14 protein-coding genes are annotated in these 19,034 nt (G+C 35.1%); 1 reads left to right on the plus strand and 13 read right to left on the minus strand.

Annotated features, from left to right (window positions below):
- Position 1: 1 nt before the first annotated feature.
- From purF to BHY08_RS07530, 11 genes are all read right to left on the minus strand, one after another.
- On the minus strand, positions 2–1,420 hold the full coding sequence (purF, locus tag BHY08_RS07480) for an amidophosphoribosyltransferase (RefSeq protein ID WP_071457276.1): 1,419 nt from the start codon (positions 1,418–1,420) through the stop codon (positions 2–4).
- Positions 1,405–3,627, minus strand: coding sequence for a phosphoribosylformylglycinamidine synthase subunit PurL (gene purL / locus BHY08_RS07485; RefSeq protein WP_071457277.1), 2,223 nt, complete (start codon positions 3,625–3,627; stop codon positions 1,405–1,407). Before purL ends, purF begins: the two co-directional genes overlap by 16 nt.
- Position 3,628: 1 nt before the next feature.
- Positions 3,629–4,309: a phosphoribosylformylglycinamidine synthase subunit PurQ gene (gene purQ, locus BHY08_RS07490; RefSeq protein ID WP_071457278.1), complete on the minus strand. Its 681-nt coding sequence runs from the start codon at positions 4,307–4,309 to the stop codon at positions 3,629–3,631.
- A 2-nt stretch (positions 4,310–4,311) separates the two neighbouring features.
- A complete protein-coding gene (gene purS, locus BHY08_RS07495; RefSeq protein ID WP_071457279.1) occupies positions 4,312–4,563 on the minus strand; it encodes a phosphoribosylformylglycinamidine synthase subunit PurS in 252 nt (83 codons plus the stop codon).
- A 2-nt stretch (positions 4,564–4,565) separates the two neighbouring features.
- A complete protein-coding gene (gene purC / locus BHY08_RS07500; RefSeq protein ID WP_071457280.1) occupies positions 4,566–5,279 on the minus strand; it encodes a phosphoribosylaminoimidazolesuccinocarboxamide synthase in 714 nt (237 codons plus the stop codon).
- A 213-nt stretch (positions 5,280–5,492) separates the two neighbouring features.
- A complete protein-coding gene (gene purB, locus BHY08_RS07505) occupies positions 5,493–6,791 on the minus strand; it encodes an adenylosuccinate lyase (RefSeq protein ID WP_071457281.1) in 1,299 nt (432 codons plus the stop codon).
- A 14-nt stretch (positions 6,792–6,805) separates the two neighbouring features.
- Positions 6,806–7,936 carry a 5-(carboxyamino)imidazole ribonucleotide synthase gene (gene purK, locus BHY08_RS07510; protein ID WP_157093651.1) on the minus strand — a complete coding sequence of 377 codons (1,131 nt, stop codon included), beginning with the start codon at positions 7,934–7,936 and terminating at the stop codon, positions 6,806–6,808.
- Complete coding sequence (purE, locus tag BHY08_RS07515; protein WP_157093683.1) at positions 7,920–8,435, minus strand: 5-(carboxyamino)imidazole ribonucleotide mutase; 516 nt, start codon at positions 8,433–8,435, stop codon at positions 7,920–7,922. The genes purK and purE overlap by 17 nt, the downstream gene beginning before the upstream one ends.
- Before the next feature lie 49 nt (positions 8,436–8,484).
- On the minus strand, positions 8,485–9,885 hold the full coding sequence (locus BHY08_RS07520) for a gluconokinase (RefSeq protein WP_071457284.1): 1,401 nt from the start codon (positions 9,883–9,885) through the stop codon (positions 8,485–8,487).
- 120 nt (positions 9,886–10,005) lie between these two features.
- Positions 10,006–13,002 (minus strand): ATP-binding protein, encoded by a 2,997-nt coding sequence (locus BHY08_RS07525; protein ID WP_071457285.1) that lies wholly within the window; start codon positions 13,000–13,002, stop codon positions 10,006–10,008.
- A gap of 194 nt (positions 13,003–13,196) precedes the next feature.
- Entirely contained in the window at positions 13,197–15,221 is a 2,025-nt protein-coding gene (locus tag BHY08_RS07530; RefSeq protein ID WP_071457286.1) for a urocanate hydratase, read from the minus strand.
- 249 nt (positions 15,222–15,470) lie between these two features.
- Here BHY08_RS07530 and hutI point away from each other — a divergent pair, with 249 nt between their 5' ends.
- Positions 15,471–16,736 (plus strand): imidazolonepropionase, encoded by a 1,266-nt coding sequence (gene hutI, locus BHY08_RS07535; RefSeq protein WP_071457287.1) that lies wholly within the window; start codon positions 15,471–15,473, stop codon positions 16,734–16,736.
- A 78-nt stretch (positions 16,737–16,814) separates the two neighbouring features.
- Here hutI and BHY08_RS07540 read toward each other — a convergent pair whose 3' ends face one another.
- Both BHY08_RS07540 and hisS read right to left on the minus strand, forming a co-directional pair.
- On the minus strand, positions 16,815–17,693 hold the full coding sequence (locus BHY08_RS07540) for a YitT family protein (RefSeq protein WP_071457288.1): 879 nt from the start codon (positions 17,691–17,693) through the stop codon (positions 16,815–16,817).
- Positions 17,694–17,717: 24 nt separating this feature from the next.
- Complete coding sequence (gene hisS / locus BHY08_RS07545) at positions 17,718–19,016, minus strand: histidine--tRNA ligase (protein WP_071457289.1); 1,299 nt, start codon at positions 19,014–19,016, stop codon at positions 17,718–17,720.
- Between the last annotated feature and the right edge of the window lie 18 nt (positions 19,017–19,034).

Here is a 19,034-nt window from a genome sequence, read left to right on the forward strand (position 1 = left end):
ACTAGTCCTCCTTGTTTTCTCTGTATTCATAATCATATAAAGGTGTAGGGTAATCACCATTGAAATACGCCATACATAACCCGTTGTAAGGGGCATCTAACTTTAATCCAATCGAGTTAATCAAACCTTCTTCTGTTAAAAATTCTAACGAATCAGCTTCAATAATTTCTCTAATTTTATCTGTTGAATAATTTGCAGCAATTAATTCTTCTTTTGTTTGAATATCAATCCCATAAAAACATGGATATGCTAATGGAGGTGATGAAATTCTAACATGAACTTCTGTTGCACCAGCCTCTTTTAACAAACGAACAATACGTTTTGATGTTGTCCCACGAACGATTGAATCATCCACTAAAATCACGCGTTTTCCTTCCACAACACCACGAACAGCAGATAGTTTTAATCGAACACCTTCTTCTCGCAGTTCTTGTGTTGGTTGAATAAACGTTCTAGCGACATATTGGTTTTTTACTAATCCCATTTCATAAGGAATAGAACTTGCTTCAGCATACCCACTAGCCGCTGAAAGAGAACTATTAGGCACACCAATGACCATATCTGCTTCAACAGGATGTTCTTTAGCTAATGTTTTTCCCATGCGTTTACGAGCAGAGTGAACATTAATTCCTTTGATGTTTGAATCAGGTCGTGCAAAGTAAATGTACTCCATTGAACAAATTGAATACATCGTCTCATCAGTGTAACGATAGCTTTTTAATCCGTTATCGCTAATCTCTATAATTTCACCAGGTTCGACATCTCTGACAAACGTTGCACCAATTGTATCTAAAGCACACGTTTCACTTGTTACGACGTAAGCACCATTACTCATACGACCAATAGATAAAGGACGAAAAGCATTTGGATCAAGCGTTGCATACATGGCGTCATCAGTTAGCAGTAAATAAGCAAAACCACCTTTGACAATATTTAATGCTTCAGATAATTTGTCGATGAATGTGTCTTTATTACTACGACGAATTAAGTGCATCAAGATTTCTGTATCAGAATTAGAATGAAAAATCGCCCCATCTTCTTCTAATTCTTTACGTAACGTTTTAGCATTAATCAAATTTCCATTATGAGCTAATGCAATTTCAGCATTGTAAAAGCGAAATAAAAAGGGCTGAATGTTAATAATATCTCCCTCGCCACTTGTTCCATAACGCACATGACCAATCGCAGAGTGGCCTTTTAATTGTGTTAATAAATCAGGGTTAGCAAATACCTCATGCAATAACCCTAATCCTCGATGACCATGCAGGCGATTGTTCTCTAATGACACAATCCCTGCACCTTCTTGTCCTCTATGTTGTAAACTATGTAAGCCATAATAAGTCATTTGACTGGCATCTTTATGGTTCCATACACCAAACACACCACATTCTTCATTTATCCCTTTTATTTCATGAGACATGGTATTGCTTCCTCCCATACTTCTTTGGCTTTTGCAACTGGTAATTCTAATGAATCGTCGGCTGTACTAACTTTTATCACACCATCATTTGTCACTTTTCCTAATAAAGTAGCATCTTTCTTTAATACAGATTCAAATGCATCTTTATCTTCAGGTGACACGCTGACAACGAATCGTCCTGATGTCTCGGCAAACACTAATTCTGTTGCTAGGTTCGTCTTAATATCAACACCTAATCCATTTCCAAATGTTGATTCAATCACACTAATTAATAGCCCACCTTCAGCACAGTCATGAGCACTTTTTACATAACCTGATTGAATAGCTTGTAATAATTTAGCTTGAATGACTACTTCTTCTTCTAAATCAACAGCTGATATAGTCCCTGAAATCTTACCAGTTAATAATTTTTGAATTTCGCTACCTGAAAAATCAGCATTCGTTTCACCTAACACATAAATCAAATCTGATGCTTCTTTAAAATCTTGAGTTGTAACATGGGATAAATCCTCAACTACGCCAACCATTCCTATCATAGGTGTTGGGTAGATAGACTGATTATTCGTTTCATTGTATAACGAAACATTACCTGAAATAACGGGCGTATCAAATGCTTCACACGCTCGAGCAATTCCTCTTGCTGCTTGATCTAACTCATAGAATCCTTCAGGTTTTTCTGGTGAACCAAAGTTTAAACAGTCTGTAATAGCTAATGGTCTTGCACCACTTGCCACAATATTTCTAGCTGCTTCACTCACCGCCATTTTTCCGCCTTCTTTTGGATCTAAATACAAGTATCTCGCATTACAATCAGTTGTCATCGCAAGAGCTTTTTGTGTTCCTCTTACACGTAGGACAGCAGCATCACTACCAGGACCTACAACAGTATTAGTACGAACTTGTGAGTCATATGTTCCGTATAATGATTGTTTTGACGCAATAGTTGGTTGGGCTAAAAGAGATAATGTTGTTTGTTTAAAGTCTTTTATTTTAGGTTTATATGCTTCTTGTTTTTCAAATTCAATGATGCGTTTTGGTTTTTCTTGTTCGTTATGATACACCGGCGCATCTTCCGCTAACGAGTCAACAGGAATATCCGCGACTTTTTCTCCTTGGAAAAATAATTTATAACGCTTGTCCATTGTTACATGACCAATTGTTACAGCATCTAAACCGTAAGATTCAAATAATTCGATGACTTGTTGTTCTTTTCCTTTTTTGATACAAAGTAACATTCTTTCTTGTGACTCAGATAACATCATTTCATAAGGTGTCATGTCTGTTTCACGTTGTGGCACGTCATCTAAGTAAAGTTCTAATCCTGATCCAGCTTTTGACGCCATCTCTGAACTTGAAGAAACCAAACCAGCCGCACCCATATCTTGAATTCCGACTAAACAATCTGAATGATTTAAAATCAAATCAAGACACGCTTCCATTAAGCCTTTTTCCATGAATGGATCGCCTACTTGTACCGCAGAACGTTGTTGTTCTTCACCTTCTACAAACTCAACTGACGCAAACGTTGCACCATGAATCCCATCTCGTCCTGTTTTTGCTCCAACGTACATGATTGGATTACCAATTCCTTTTGCTTGTCCTTTTTGGATGTCTTCATGTCTAATTAAACCAACACACATCGCATTCACTAGTGGGTTGCCTTCATAACACGTGTCAAACGCAATCTCGCCACCAACAGTTGGTATCCCAATACTATTACCATAGCCACCAATCCCCGCGACTACTTTTTCAATTAAATATTTAGTACGATTAGTTTTAATTTCACCAAAACGTAAAGAATTCAACATGGCAATCGGTCTAGCACCCATACTAAAAATATCACGAATAATTCCACCAACTCCTGTAGCTGCCCCTTCATAAGGTTCAACCGCTGATGGATGATTGTGACTTTCTGCTTTAAACACAACAGCTAACCCATCTCCAATATCCACAATCCCAGCACCTTCACCAGGCCCTTGTAAAACATGTTGGTTCGATGTTGGAAAATGTTTTAGCACAGGTTTACTATTTTTATAAGAACAATGCTCACTCCACATGACAGCAAACAAACCTGTTTCTGTGTAGTTGGGTAAACGACCTAAAATCGAATCAGCTATGTACTCATACTCAGAGTCTTTCAAACCCCATTCTTGATAAATCTTAGATTCTTTCACTTCTTCTGGAGTCATTGTTTGTGCTTTTACCATGTTATGCCGTCACCTTTCTTAAATGATTTACGATTGATTGAAATAGTTTTTTGCCATCAGAACTACCTAATAAATCTTCCATCGCGCGTTCTGGATGGGGCATTAAACCAATAATATTTCCTTCCTTATTTGTAATGCCTGCAATGTCTTCCACACTGCCATTTGGATTTGTTTTTTCATAAGTAAAAATAATTTGATTATTTTCTTTTAATTCTTTTAAAGTTGCATTGTCACAGTAATAATTTCCTTCACCGTGAGCAATCGGTAAGGTAATGATTTCATCTTGTTCATATTCATTTGTAAACATTGTTTGATTATTCTTCACTTTTAATGGTTGCATGCCACAAATGAATTTCAGCGATGTGTTATTTAATAAAACACCTGGTAAAAGACCTGTCTCTGTTAAGATTTGGAATCCATTGCATGTGCCAAAGACTGGTTTTCCTTCACTGGCAAACTGTTTTACTGCTTCCATCACTGGACTTGATTTAGCAATAGCCCCACATCTTAAGTAATCACCATAAGAAAAACCACCTGGCAATAAAATAACGTCATACTCTGACAAGTCAGTTGCTCTGTGTGACACATATTCGGCTTCTTCACCAATCACATCTTGAATAGCTAACAATAAATCTTGATCACCATTTGAACCAGGGAATACTACTACACCAAATTTTGCCATGATTAGTTAACCTCCGTAACAGTAAAGTCATAGGTCTCCATGTTTGGATTAGCTAATAAATTATCACTAATCTTATCAACTTTTGCTTCAGCATCTTGTTTGCTATCTGCTTTAATCACAAAATCAAATACTTTTCCCACGCGAATATCTGATACACCATCTTCACCTAAACGTTTGATAGCTCCTTCAATAACTGCAGCTTGTGGATCTAAAATGGATGCTTTGTAGTTTACATACACTCTTACTTTAAACATGATTATTCTCCTTTTCTTTCGTTTAATCGTTTTTCAACTTCTTTATATACACTCATCAAATCTCCAATGTCTTTTCGGTAAACGTCTTTATCTAATGATTTGTTCGTCTTATCATCCCATAAACGACACGTATCTGGTGTTACCTCATCTGCTAGAATAATGCGTCCGTCACTATCTCGTCCAAACTCTAATTTAAAATCAACTAATGTCAATCCAATAGATGAAAACAATTCTTTTAGACAATCATTAATTGTAAAAGCTTGTTCTTTAATAAAAGCCACTTCTTCTTTTGTTGCAATATCTAAATAATCAATATGATCTTCATTCATAAATGGATCATCCAAGGCATCGTCTTTATAATAAAACTCAAGAATTGGTTTTGGTAAGATCGTTCCTTCTTTTATACCAAAACGCTTTGAAAAACTTCCTGCTGCAATGTTTCGAACGACGACTTCAAGCGGAATTATTGTCACAGCTTTAACTAACTGCTCATTCTCACTAAGTTGCTTAATCCAATGATGTGCCACTCCTTTTGAAGATAGATATCGAAACACTTCAGAACTAATTGAATTATTCAATTGACCTTTACCAATAATTTCATCTTTCTTTTTACCATTTAATGCCGTTGCCTGATCTAGATAAACCAACCTTAACTCATTTTCTTTTTCTGTCGAATGTACGCTTTTAGCCTTACCTAAATATAAAACTTCTGACATTTCTTTTCTTCCTTTCATCATTAGAGAACATTTACATATATTTTCTTAACATTATTCATTTAATAAACATATAGTAACAAGAGTTTTTTTGAACGTCAATTAATTATTAACGATAAAATAAAACATTCTCTAAAATGTTCGCTTTTAATATAATTAGTGTGATTTTAGACAAAATAAAAAGGCCACGAAAATAGATTTCGCGAACCTAAGTCATTATTTTATTAATCCTACTCTATCAAATAAATCATCAACATGTTTTAAATGATAGTTATAGTCAAATGCATCGTCTAATTCTTCTTTAGACAAGACAGACATAATTTTTTCATCAGCTTCTAGTAATGGTCTAAAATCAGTTTGTTCATCCCAAGAAATAGCTGTTTTTGGTTGTACTAAATCATACGCCTCCTCACGAGACATACCTTTATCAATCAATTTTAATAGCACACGTTGACTATAAATCAAACCAAACGTAGCACCCATGTTACGTTTCATATTCTCAGGGAATACTGTTAAATTTTTAACAATGTTAGTAAATCGTTGTAACATATAGTCTAATAAAATCGTTGAATCTGGAATAATAATACGTTCTGCAGATGAATGAGAGATATCTCTTTCATGCCATAAAGACACATTTTCATAAGCTGTTACCACGTGTCCACGTAACACACGAGCCAACCCTGTCATGTTTTCAGAGCCGATTGGATTACGTTTATGCGGCATAGCTGAAGAACCTTTTTGTCCTTTTGCAAAAAATTCTTCGACTTCACGTGTTTCAGATTTTTGTAACCCTCTAATCTCTGTTGCAAATTTTTCAATACTTGTGGCGATTAATGCAATTGTTGCAATATATTCAGCATGTAGGTCACGAGGCAATACTTGCGTTGAAATCTCTTGCGCGCGAATCCCTAACTTATCACAGACAAACGCTTCAACTTCAGGTGGTGTATTAGCAAATGTTCCAACAGCACCACTAATTTTACCCGCTTCAACACCACGAGCAGCATGTTCAAAGCGCTCGATGTTTCGTTTCATTTCTGAATACCATAACGCTAATTTAAGTCCAAATGTCGTTGGTTCCGCGTGTACGCCATGCGTTCTACCCATCATAACTGTGTATTTATGCTCTAATGCTTTTTCTTTTATTACTTCAAGAAACTCAGACAAATCCTTACGTAAAATATCATTAGCTTGTTTCATTAAATAGCCATAAGCTGTGTCAACAACGTCTGTACTTGTTAGGCCGTAGTGAACCCATTTTCTCTCTTGTCCTAAACTCTCAGAAACTGCACGCGTAAACGCCACAACATCATGACGTGTTTCTTGTTCGATTTCTAAAATACGATCAATATCAAACGTCGCATTCTCTCTAATCAATACAGTATCTTCTTTAGGAATTTCTCCTAAGCTTGCCCATGCTTCCGCAGCTAAAATTTCAACTTCTAACCATGCAGCATAACGGTTGTCATCTGACCAGATATTTCCCATTTCTTTACGAGTATAACGTTCTATCATTGTCTTTTCCTTTCTTATTGCCAAATATCTTGATTTTGAATTTCTGTTAATGTTTCTGAAATACTATTTGATAATATCGTAATGTGACCCATTTTTCTACCTGGTTTTTCATCTTTTTTTCCATAAAAATGAAAATTCCAATTATTTTTTTCAGAGACAACCTGTTTTGCTTTGCTTTGTTCGTCTCCAATTAAGTTCACCATCACTACATCACTAAAACTTTTGATATTAGGCATTGCCCATTGGCAGATTCCTAATATATGTGTATCGAACTGACTTGCTGAACACGATTCAATCGTGTAATGACCAGAATTATGTGGTCTTGGTGCAATTTCATTGACTACCAATTCTTCTGTCTCAGTTACAAACATTTCAATCGTAATTGTGCCACATGCTTCAAGTTCTTTACTAATTCGCTTGGCTAGTGATATAGCCTCTTTTGCACATGCTTCACTAATTCTAGCTGGTGCGATACTAGTAAACAAAATATTGTTCACATGCTTATTTTCTGCCACAGGAAACACACTAATCTCTTGACGCTTATTGTTTGAAATGATCACAGAGATTTCTTTTTCAAACGACACCCATTTTTCCAAAATACATGTCGCATTTTTTAGTAATTCTTGACAGTCTTTTATATCATCTTCACTGCGCAACACAATTTGACCTTTTCCATCGTACCCACCAATGATCGTTTTCAGTACACTTGGAAACCCAATCACTTTAAGTGCTTTTTTTAATTCGTCGACTGAACGAATGACTTCAAATGGAGAAACTGGGATATTATGTTGAACTAAAAATTCTTTTTCAAATTGTCTATTTTGCGATATTTTTAATAGTTTCAACCCTTGAGGAAGTTTGCCTATTTTGTCATAGGGTTCTAATACTTTAGCATCGACATTTTCAAATTCATACGTCAAAACATCTGATTGATTAGCTAATTTCTTAATAGCAGAGATATCATCATATGACGCTTGAATATGAAAATCACATACTTGAGCAGCTGGACAATTATCATTAGGATCAAGTACACCGACAACAAATCCTTTTTCTTTTGCACTTTGAGCCATCATTTGACCGAGTTGTCCACCACCAATAATACCAACTGTTTGCGAAGGCAAGATAGGATTAATCAAAAGAGTCACCACTTTCTAGTACAGTTTTCTTTAACTGCTGTCTATATTGATGCAGATTTTCTCTAATATTTTTATCTGTAATGCCAATAATTTGAGCTGCTAATAAACCGGCATTTTTAGCGCCAGGTTTACCAATAGCTGTCGTTGCGACAGGAATTCCCCCTGGCATTTGAACAATTGATAAAAGTGAATCCATTCCTTTTAAACTTTTTGATTCTACTGGTACACCAATCACTGGTAACGTCGTTAAAGCTGCCACCATTCCTGGTAAATGAGCCGCACCACCTGCTCCTGCGATAACGACTTTATAGCCTTTACTTTCTGCTTCTTGAGCAAAAGCGAACATTAACTCTGGTGTCCGGTGAGCTGATACAATTTTTTTTTGATACGTTACATTTAGTTCATCTAAGACATCACATGCTTCTTTCATCGTATCCCAATCAGATTTACTACCCATAATCACAGCAATATCACTCATGACTATTCTCCATTCTGTCTTTTTGTTCATTGTAACAAGTGATAAAAATTCTGTCAAAAATATACGTAAATTTTAAAAGTTATTCGTTTATAATGTTCGCTTCTAACTCTTTTTTAAATGATTCATAGCTATGATTATATAAATGGTGGTTATCTTCCGTATAAAATGTTCGACGATGGTCTGATAATAAAAACGACTTAACTGGATGGATTAGGCTCACTGCTCCAAAATTTGGTTCATTATAAACTGATTGAACAACATTTTGACCAAAAATATCAGCTGTCATCATGGCTAATAATTCATTCGCAAAAAAGCCGCCATTCACAGTAATCTCTCGTGGCTCTAATTCAACTAATTCACTGATGTAACGTAAATTATAAAAAATACCTTCGACTATACTTCTAACCATATGATGTTTAGTGTGTTGTAAACTTAGTCCAATATATTTTCCTTGAGGAGTTGATTGCCAAATTGGGGCACGTTCTCCTGTTAAATAAGGGAAAAATAGTAGCCCGTCACTTCCGATTGGTGATTGACTAAGAGAATGATTTAGCTCTTGATAAATAGACTGACCTTCAAAAAAGACATTTTCAGCCCATGTCATTATTTGTCCGCCATTATTTGTCGCACCACCAATGACCCAATAAGTATCGTTTAAGTAATAGCAAAACGTCTGTCCTTTATCATCTAACTCAACTGTTTTAGATAATTTACGCACCGCTCCACTCGTTCCAATCGTGATGGTATTAAGCGTACCATTTGCGACATAACTAGCATAACTCGCTAAACAACCGTCACTTGCACCAATATAAACTGGGATATTTGGTGTTAAGAATAATTCATCCGCAACATCTTCAAGAAGTGGGGCAGAATAATCCGTATCAACTAACTTAGCTAACATTGATTCATCTGTTCCAACTTTTTTCAAAATGGCTTCATCCCATTTCTTATCATAGATATTAAATAAGCCTGTTGCTGAGGCAATGGAATAATCTACGACAAATTCTCCTGTCAATCGTTCCATTAAGTAATCTTTCATTCCAACCCACCGAATAACATCGTTAAACCATTTTTCTTTTTGGAAATGCCCAATTTTTGCAAAAGGTGACATCTCGTGAATGGGTGTCCCCGTTTTTTTATAATAATTTAGATAGTTTTTTTCTGATTTTATTGTTTCAACAAATGGCTTGCTCTGTGCATCTAGCCAAATATACATCTCTTCGTCTCGTCCCTCAACTATTGGCATAATACTATGCATAGCTGTTGTCAAAACGATTGAATCAATGTTGTAACCCTCTTGTGTCATGGTACGAATACCTCGTACAATTTGACGATAAATGTGAGCTGGACTTTGGAAAACTCTACTTCCTCTATCTGTAAATGTTTCTATCGGTAAGACTAATTCTTCTATAATCGTGTCTTTTTCAAAAATTTGTAACTTAATATTGGTTGTCCCAACGTCAATCGCTAAAGGATACATCCCATATCCACCCTTCTTTTTCTTTATAGTTTTATTTTAACATCAAATCACTGGTTTCACTAAATATCTTCGATGATTAAAGATAAAAAAATTCAAGCCTCTTATTGAGACTTGAATTTATTATCTAATTTCTTTTAATTTACTAATTTCATAAGCATCTTGGTAGTCATTTAAATACTCACAAATCGTTTCAACTGGTAAAAAATCATCTATAGCGTCATGATGGTACACGTGATAATTGATATATTTTGCATATTCTACCATACCTATATCACGACAATTCCCCATCCGTTTTGCGTGTTTTTCACCTTGAATTAAATAAAATTGAGATTTCTGCATATGATTCTTTTGTGCATACAAAATAGAAAGATATGCATCTAATTTAGCTCGTTTCCAGTAAAAATTTAGACTAGAAAAAATTTCTTCTGCTTTTAAGAAATAGATTTCTGCTTCTTCATAATTTTCTAAAGCAAACAATGCCGCGCCAACATTAATATAGAATATTGTTAAACTTGAGAGTGCTTGATTACTTTGACACAAATCAATGGCTTTTTCAAACATACCCACAGCATCTTGATACGCTCCATTATTCATCCGTATTTCACCTAAGTAGTTATAGGCTGCTGCAATGCTCACTGAATACTTTTTACTGATTTCATCAGTCAACATAAACGTATTAATGGACTCTTTTAGTAACTTCTCAGCCACCGTATTATTACCGCTCATCATATGATAAAGTCCCTTAAGACGTAATAAAATACCGATTGATTGATGATTGTTTTCTCGAATCGACAAATCCAAAGCCAGTTCTATGTAATAAATCATCTCTTTAGGTTCATTTATCTGAATATAATAATAAATCATTTGCTTATACCCATTTAATAAATAAGAGCTCTCGTTTAATTCTTTTGCTCTAATCAACACGTTTTGAATGTTTGCCACACCTCGCTCATACTCTCCATATTTTATCAAAAAACGACCTTCCAGGTACAAATATTGAAGTTTGAGTAAGTTATATACATTTGTTTGTTTATCATCTGGACTTAATTGTGTTAATCGTTGATTAATTTTTGCAAATTGCTCTGTTGCCCATTCTTTGTTGAAACTAAATGGATCCACACCGTATTGTCCTTCAACTGGGAATAACTCATGATAAAAACCAAGGTACCCTTCAAAATATTTTAGACGATATTTCAAACCACTTAATTCATCTTTTCCATGTTTGTAGTGATAAGCTATCGTATCATACTGAAGAATATCATTGCCTCCAGGTTTAAGTTGCGATTCTAAAAATTCAGCAATGCGGTGATGAAGTACACGTTTTTTAGCAAGAGATTGATTCATATAAACAAACTCCCGTAACTTCACATGAGTAAAACTTGTCGCAATTTTATCTCTAACCACTTTTTCAACTAAGATATTTTTTGATACGAGGCTTTCAATCATCGCCACGATATCATAACTTGATTTATTGGTTAAAAACACCAGACTATCAATTAAGGCATAATCATAAAAATAAGAAATAATAGACACTAGTTCTTGTTCTTCTTCTGTTAGATATAAAAAGCGATTTCGTAAAGCATCTTTCATCTTCACTGTCATGGTATTTAAATTCATATTGCTATTTAATAGGGACACGTACTCAATTAAGAAAAATAAGTTTCCTTCCGTATGTTGATACACATTATCGACTATTGTAGTGGTCACATCAAAATGCGGCAATTTTTTGCGAATAAATCCATCTGTTTCCTCATATGAGAAAGGTTCTAGATTGATAACTGCTAACTTACCACTCTGTTTTAATGTATTGATAAATTTGTCCAATGGATAACGCTCAACACTTCTAGCGGACATCATAAACATCGCATTTGTATGGCAATGTAGTATAACAGTCGTCAACAAATCTAAACTGGATTCATCCATCCACTGAATATCATCAAATAAGAAAATAAGTTGTTGTTGTTGAGATAACTTATTAATAGCTTCTATCATCAAATCTGACAACATCTTTTCCTTGTAAGGTTCTGTCTCTCCATGCGAAATCACTTCAAGAAATGGCTGAGTAAAACTAGGAAAGACTTTTCGAATCACTTTTTGCCAAACAAGTGGATCAATTAATTCTTGATTTTCTATTATAACCGTCAATTGATCAATAATTTTTTTCCATGGACGTAACAAATGATTTTCTTCTGCTTGATAGCACTGTGTTTCGATGACTTTAAACTCATCTGATACGCTATCTATTGCCCGATTTATCAACGTACTTTTTCCAATACCCGCTTCACCGCGAACCACCACAGATTGATAAGACTGACGACTTTTAAAAGCCGCAAAATTCACTGATAATTGTTGTAACTCTTCTGAACGACCATAAAATAGTGATGAAAAACGCTGATTGTTAGTCGTATTTTCTGACAAAATCCTCTCAAGTGACGTTTCATAAATGGCTTTTGTTTGTTTATTTGGTGTAACTCCAAGCTCTGATTTCAACAAATTAGATAACTTATGATAAACATCTACTACTTTATTATCTCGGCTTTGTTGTTGATAAAAAGTCATCAAATACTGATAGTTAATTTCATTAAATTCATCAATAAACATTAATTGTTCAATCGCTTCTTCCACATGCTCATTCACACCATTGGCAATATCTTGTTCTATTCGGCGATGAACGGTCTCAACGAACTTTTTCTCAAAAAAGCTTTTCATCCTAACAACCCAAAAATCAAATCCTTCACATTCTTTTAAATAAAACCCTTTCAAAAATTCACCTTTATAAAGATAATAATATGTTTCAGGATCCTGAGTAAATTGTTCCACATCACTTGTGAAGTTTATTGTGTCATTTAACATTAACAATGATTTATTTGGAGAAATAACTAGCTCCATGCCTAAACTTTTATTTGCTTGATAAATGGCGTTTCGAAGATTCTTTTTTGCATTCTTATCACTCTTATCTGGCCATAACAGTCCTGATAATTCATCACGACTAACGATTTTATTAATTAATAAATAATAAAGCATGGCATTGATTTTAGAAAAAGAAAACAAAACAATCTCACCATCTAAACTTACTTCTGGTGTTCCAAACAATCGACAATTTAAATAATTTCCCATACCGTAAAAACTCTCCCCACTTTAACAAATCATGCTTTTTTGTATATTAACGATATACACATATACCCTGTCACCATAATTATACTATTTTGTTATAGTAAAAGAAATCGTTTTCGGCAAATTGAGACAATAAAACCCTCTCGCTGTAAAAACGAGAGGGTTTAGAGATTTGGATAGGAAGTCCACTCTAATCGTTATTTAAATAATTCACTTACTGCTGATTTTACTTTTTCATCATCAGCTAAATATGGAATCGTGATATGATCTGATCCTTTTCTCATTTCATTGTATTCCATTGATGTTTCAATCGCATGGTCATTTCTTGCCCAACTACGACGAGCAACTCCACCCATAGTGTCCCATGCAATCGCAGATTTGATGATCTCGTCTGTTAATTCAGTTCCATCTAATACTAGACCAAAGCCACCGTTGATAGATTTACCAATACCAACACCACCACCGTTATGTAAAGCGATTAAACTCATACCACGAGCGGCATTACCAGCGTAACATTGTGTTGCCATATCAGCAGTCACATTACTTCCGTCTTTAATATTTGATGTTTCACGGAATGGTGAGTCTGTTCCAGATACGTCATGATGGTCACGACCAATCATCACAGGGCCAATTTCCCCACGGCGAACCATTTCGTTAAATTTAAGCGCAATATTCACTCGGCCCATTGCATCTTGATATAATATACGAGCTTCTGTTCCAACAACTAATTTGTTATCTTCAGCATCACGAATCCAGTTGTAGTTATCACGGTCTTGATAACGACGAGTTGGATCGATTACTTCCATAGCTGCTCTATCTGTTGCCATTAAGTCTTCATGTTTACGTGATAAACATACCCATCTAAATGGACCATAACCATAATCAAATAACATAGGTCCCATAATGTCTTCTACATATGATGGCCAGATAAATCCATCTTTATCATCCACACCGTTTTTAGAAATTTCTTTAATACCAGTATCATATATCGCTTTCATAAATGAGTTACCATAGTCAAAGAAGTAAGTTCCTTTGCTTGTTAGTGATTTGATCACGTTAAAGTGACGCTCTAATGTATCATCAATCATTTTTCTAAATGTATCTTGATCTTCAGCAAGCAAACGAGTTCTTTCTTCAAATGTGATACCAACTGGGCAATATCCACCTTCATATACGTTATGACAAGATGTTTGATCTGATAATAAATCAACATGAATATCATGTTTGTCAACATATTCAAGCAAATCAACAACATTACCATAATACGCAATAGATGTTGAATCTTTGTTATCTAAGTATTCTTTAGCTAATCTCATTGTTTCTTCTGGTGTTTCAGTCACATGACTAATCCAACCTTGTTCTAAACGAGTATCAATACGAGAGCGGTCAACTTCAGCTACAATTGTCACTGATTTAGCAATCTCACCAGCTTTACCTTGAGCCCCACTCATACCACCTAAACCTGATGTTATGAATAGCTTTCCAGTTAAATCTCCATCGTCTGGAATTCCTAATTTCAAACGACCAGCATTTAATAATGTATTAAATGTTCCGTGTACAATCCCTTGAGGACCAATGTACATCCATCCTCCAGCAGTCATTTGTCCGTAGTTTGTGACACCCATTTGTTCTGCAATTTCCCAGTCGTGAATATTGTCATATTCCCCAACAAGTAAACCATTTGTGATGATGACTCTTGGAGCATCTTTTTTAGAAGCAAATAAGCCTAATGGGTGACCAGATTCAAGAACCAATGTTTGTTCATCAGTCATCTCTTCTAAGTAACGTTTAATTAATTGATACTGCATCCAGTTTGAACAGACTTGGCCTGTTTCACCATAAGTCACTAATTCATAAGGATATAGTGCAATGTCAAAATCTAAGTTATTATCAATCATAACTTGCATTGCTTTAGCTGCAGTACATTTTCCCTTATACTCATCTATTGGTTTACCATAGATGCGTTCTTTTGGATACCAACGATAGCCATAAATACGACCTCTTGTTTTTAATTCTTCTAAGAATTCTGGAATCACTTGATCATGAAATTGTTCTGGTACATAACGAAGCGCATTTTTTAATGCTAATTCAGTTTGTGCTTCAGTTAAACGGAATCCTCTGTCTGGGGCACGACGAATGCCTTCTTCGAATTTCGGCATATCTGGTAACACATCTGGCAATTTAATCGTCATTGCTTTACTAATATCAGTATTTTTAATCATTGTTACTTCCTCCTTAGTTTATCTTGAGTTACTTATCTCTTTTCCTGTAGACATAAGTGAATGAATCATTAAGTTATGGCCTTAGTTTATCCTCCCATAGTCTATTATGGGTCAATTCACAGCAAAAAGTCTCTTTTTTCTCTTTTTTTTCTAAAAAAATTTTTTTGACCCTTTTTAGATGATACAAGACTACATTATACTCATTAAATGGTTATAATTAGTATAGAAATAAAAAGGAGGAACTTTTTCATGCAAGCAGATAAACTATTAGTACATTTTAGTCAAATTTTTTCACCGATAGATAAACAACGTGCTTTAAAAGGAAGCGAAATGTCTGAGGCAACCATTATTGAAGATGGGTATATCGCGATTAAAAATGGTAAAATCCTCAAAATCGGTAGTGGACAACCTGATGAGTCACTAATTGGTGATCATACTAAAATCCATGATTATACAGGAAAACTTGCAACACCAGGATTGATTGATTGTCATACTCACTTAGTATATGGTGGCAGCCGTGAAAATGAATTTGCAAAAAAATTAAATGGTGTCTCTTACTTAGATATTTTAAAAGAAGGTGGCGGTATTTTAAGTACTGTACGCTCGACAAAGAGTGCTTCTTTTGACACCCTTTACGATAAATCAAGTCATTTATTAGATGAGATGTTAATCCACGGTGTAACAACAGTTGAAGCAAAAAGTGGTTATGGTCTTGATTGGGAAACAGAAAAAAAACAAATGAATGTGGTAAAAGAATTAAATCATACTCATCCAATTGATTTAGTGTCAACATTTATGGCAGCTCATGCTATTCCTGAAGAATTTAATGGTAACGGTGATGCATTCATTGACCATATTATTTCAGAAATGCTTCCAAAAGTAAAAGAAGAAAAATTAGCTGATTTTTGTGATATTTTCTGTGAAACAGGAGTATTTACAGCAGAACAATCTCGTCGCTTACTTCAAGCAGCAAAGGATTTAGACTTCAAATTACGTATCCATGCTGATGAAATCGATTCAGTCGGTGGCGTAGACGTTGCAGCTGAACTTGAAACAGTGAGTGCAGAACATTTAATGGCTGTTACTGATGAAGGGATCAAAAAAATGAGCAAAGCAGGTGTTATTGGTAACTTATTACCAGGAACAACGTTCAGTTTAATGGCTGATACTTACGCTCCTGCCAAAAAAATGTTAGATGCTGGTATGGCCATTACATTGTCTACTGACTCAAATCCTGGAAGCTGCCCGACAGCTAATATCCAATTTATTATGCAACTTGGTTGTTTCAAAATGCATTTAACACCAATCCAAGTATTTAATGCCGTGACAATCAATGCTGCTTACTCAGTTGGTTTAGGGGAATCAATCGGAAGTTTCACAGAAGGAAAACGTGCTGACATTGCCGTATTTGATGCACAAAATATTGATTATCCATTATATTTCTTTGCAACAAACTTAGTCAAAGATGTTTATAAAAATGGAGAATTGGTTTCAAAAAATCGACAACTTGTGTAAGTCTTATTTTTACCTGTCATGTGAAAATGAGTTTATAAAAAGCCACCTAGCAAATCGCTAAGTGGCTTTTCTATTGATTTAAAATTCAAAATCATCAAATTTTCCAATTGTGTGGACATTTTCTGAGATACTAACAAAGGCCTCATTATCCGCTTCTTTGATTGCTTCTTCCAATAACGACATTTCATAACGTGTAATAACCGTCAAAAGAACCACTTTTTCACGGTGATCATATGCTCCTTCTGCTTCATTTAAAATCGTCACACCTCGAAGTAATCGCACCTTAAGTTCAGCTATCACTTTTTCAGGCTGTCTAGTAATGATTAAAGCTTGCATTTTTTGTTGTTTAGTAAAAATAAAGTCAGTCACTTTTCCACTCACAATAATTGATAGCAAACTATAAAAAGCATACGGAAAACCAAATAGATAGCCTGCTGCTATTACAATAATCCCGTTGATTACCATCGAAATTGAGCCGATACTACGACCCGTCTTACGTCGAATCACAATAATCCCAATATCCAGTCCACCTGTAGCAATACCATTTTTTAACGCTAAACCTAGAGAACTTCCTCCAATGGCCCCACCAAAAAGTGCACAAATAATTGGGTCTTTAGTTAGTACAATTTCAGGTACAATGCTAATTGCAAGGGATGCGGCTGTCACACTTATTAAAGTAAAAATGACAATTTCTTTATTCATTTTTCTCCAACCATAAATTAAAAATGGTACATTCATCAAATAATAAATGACCGATATCGACAAACTCACGCCAAACCATTTGTCAAAAACAGTGTTTACTATTTGAGAAAAACCAGTGATTCCACCAGTATAGATTGAAGCTGGGTGCCAAAACATGTTTAAAGCAATCGCGTATAATAACGCGTATAAAAATATAACCGTTAATTTACGAGTATTATCAGCAATGGTACTAGAGTCCTTGCTAAATCGTTTCATGGTAAGTCTCCTCCAAAGATACGTTTACTCCCCTATTATGTTGTTGTAAACATTGCTAAAGGATGTATAAACATCATCTAATGAAACGGTTGTCTCTTCACCTGTCACCATATTTTTTACACGAACAACTTTTTCTGCTAATTCTGATTCACCAATAATTAAAACAAGTTTAGCATTTAATTTATCTGCAGACTTGAACTGAGCTTTTGCTTTACGATTTAGGAAATCACGTTCACAAACAAATCCTGCTTGTCTTACTGCTTGAGCTAATTTTAAACTTTCACAGTTTGTCTCTTCACCTAGACCAACAACATATACATCCACGTTATTTGCTGCAGGAATTTCCACTCCTTCAGCATCCATTGTGATTAAGACACGTTCAATTCCCATACCAAACCCAAATCCTGAATCATGGCTATCTGGTCCATTAAATTCTGAAACCAATCCATCATATCGTCCACCAGCACAAATTGTGGTAATCGCACCATTAAATCCTGGCGCATTACTCATAATTTCAAATACTGTGTGGTTGTAGTAGTCAAGACCACGAACCATTCTATGATCGACTACATATTCCACACCCATTGCATCAAGTAATGATTTCACTTCAGTAAAGAAAGCATTTGACTCTTCATCTAGATAATCTAAAATTGACGGTGCATTTTCGACAATTTCTTTATCTTTTTTATCTTTACTATCTAATACTCTAAGTGGGTTAGTATGTAAACGACGTTTTGAGTCATCACTTAATTGGTCGCTTAAAGGCTCTAAATAATCAATTAATGCTTGGCGATAAACCATGCGATTTTCTCTTGTTCCAAGTGAGTTAATCACTAATTGAGTATGTGTCACGCCTAAACGTTTAAAGAAATCTAGTGCGACTAAAATCCCTTCAACATCTGTTGCTGGATTACTGCTACCTAATACTTCAATCCCCATTTGGTTAAATTGACGTAAACGTCCTGCTTGAGGGCGTTCATAGCGAAACATTGGGCCAATATAAAAAGCTTTAAACGGATTTTGATGTTCCGGTCCGAATAATTTATGCTCAACGTATGAACGAACTAATGGAGCAGTTCCTTCAGGTCTAAGCGTTATATGGCGATCACCTTTGTCTTTAAAATCATACATCTCTTTTGTCACGATATCTGTTGACTCACCTACACCTCGTGTAATAACTTCAATATGCTCAAACATTGGCGTTCTGACTTCATGAAAGTCATATTTTTTTAATACGTCACGTGCAGTTGATTCTACAAACTGCCATTTTTCTGATTCACCTGGTAAAATATCGTTTGTTCCTTTTGGTTTCTGATATTTCATCGTCATACACCATCCTTT

The sequence above is a fragment of the Vagococcus teuberi genome (genome assembly GCF_001870205.1).
Classification (GTDB): domain Bacteria; phylum Bacillota; class Bacilli; order Lactobacillales; family Vagococcaceae; genus Vagococcus; species Vagococcus teuberi.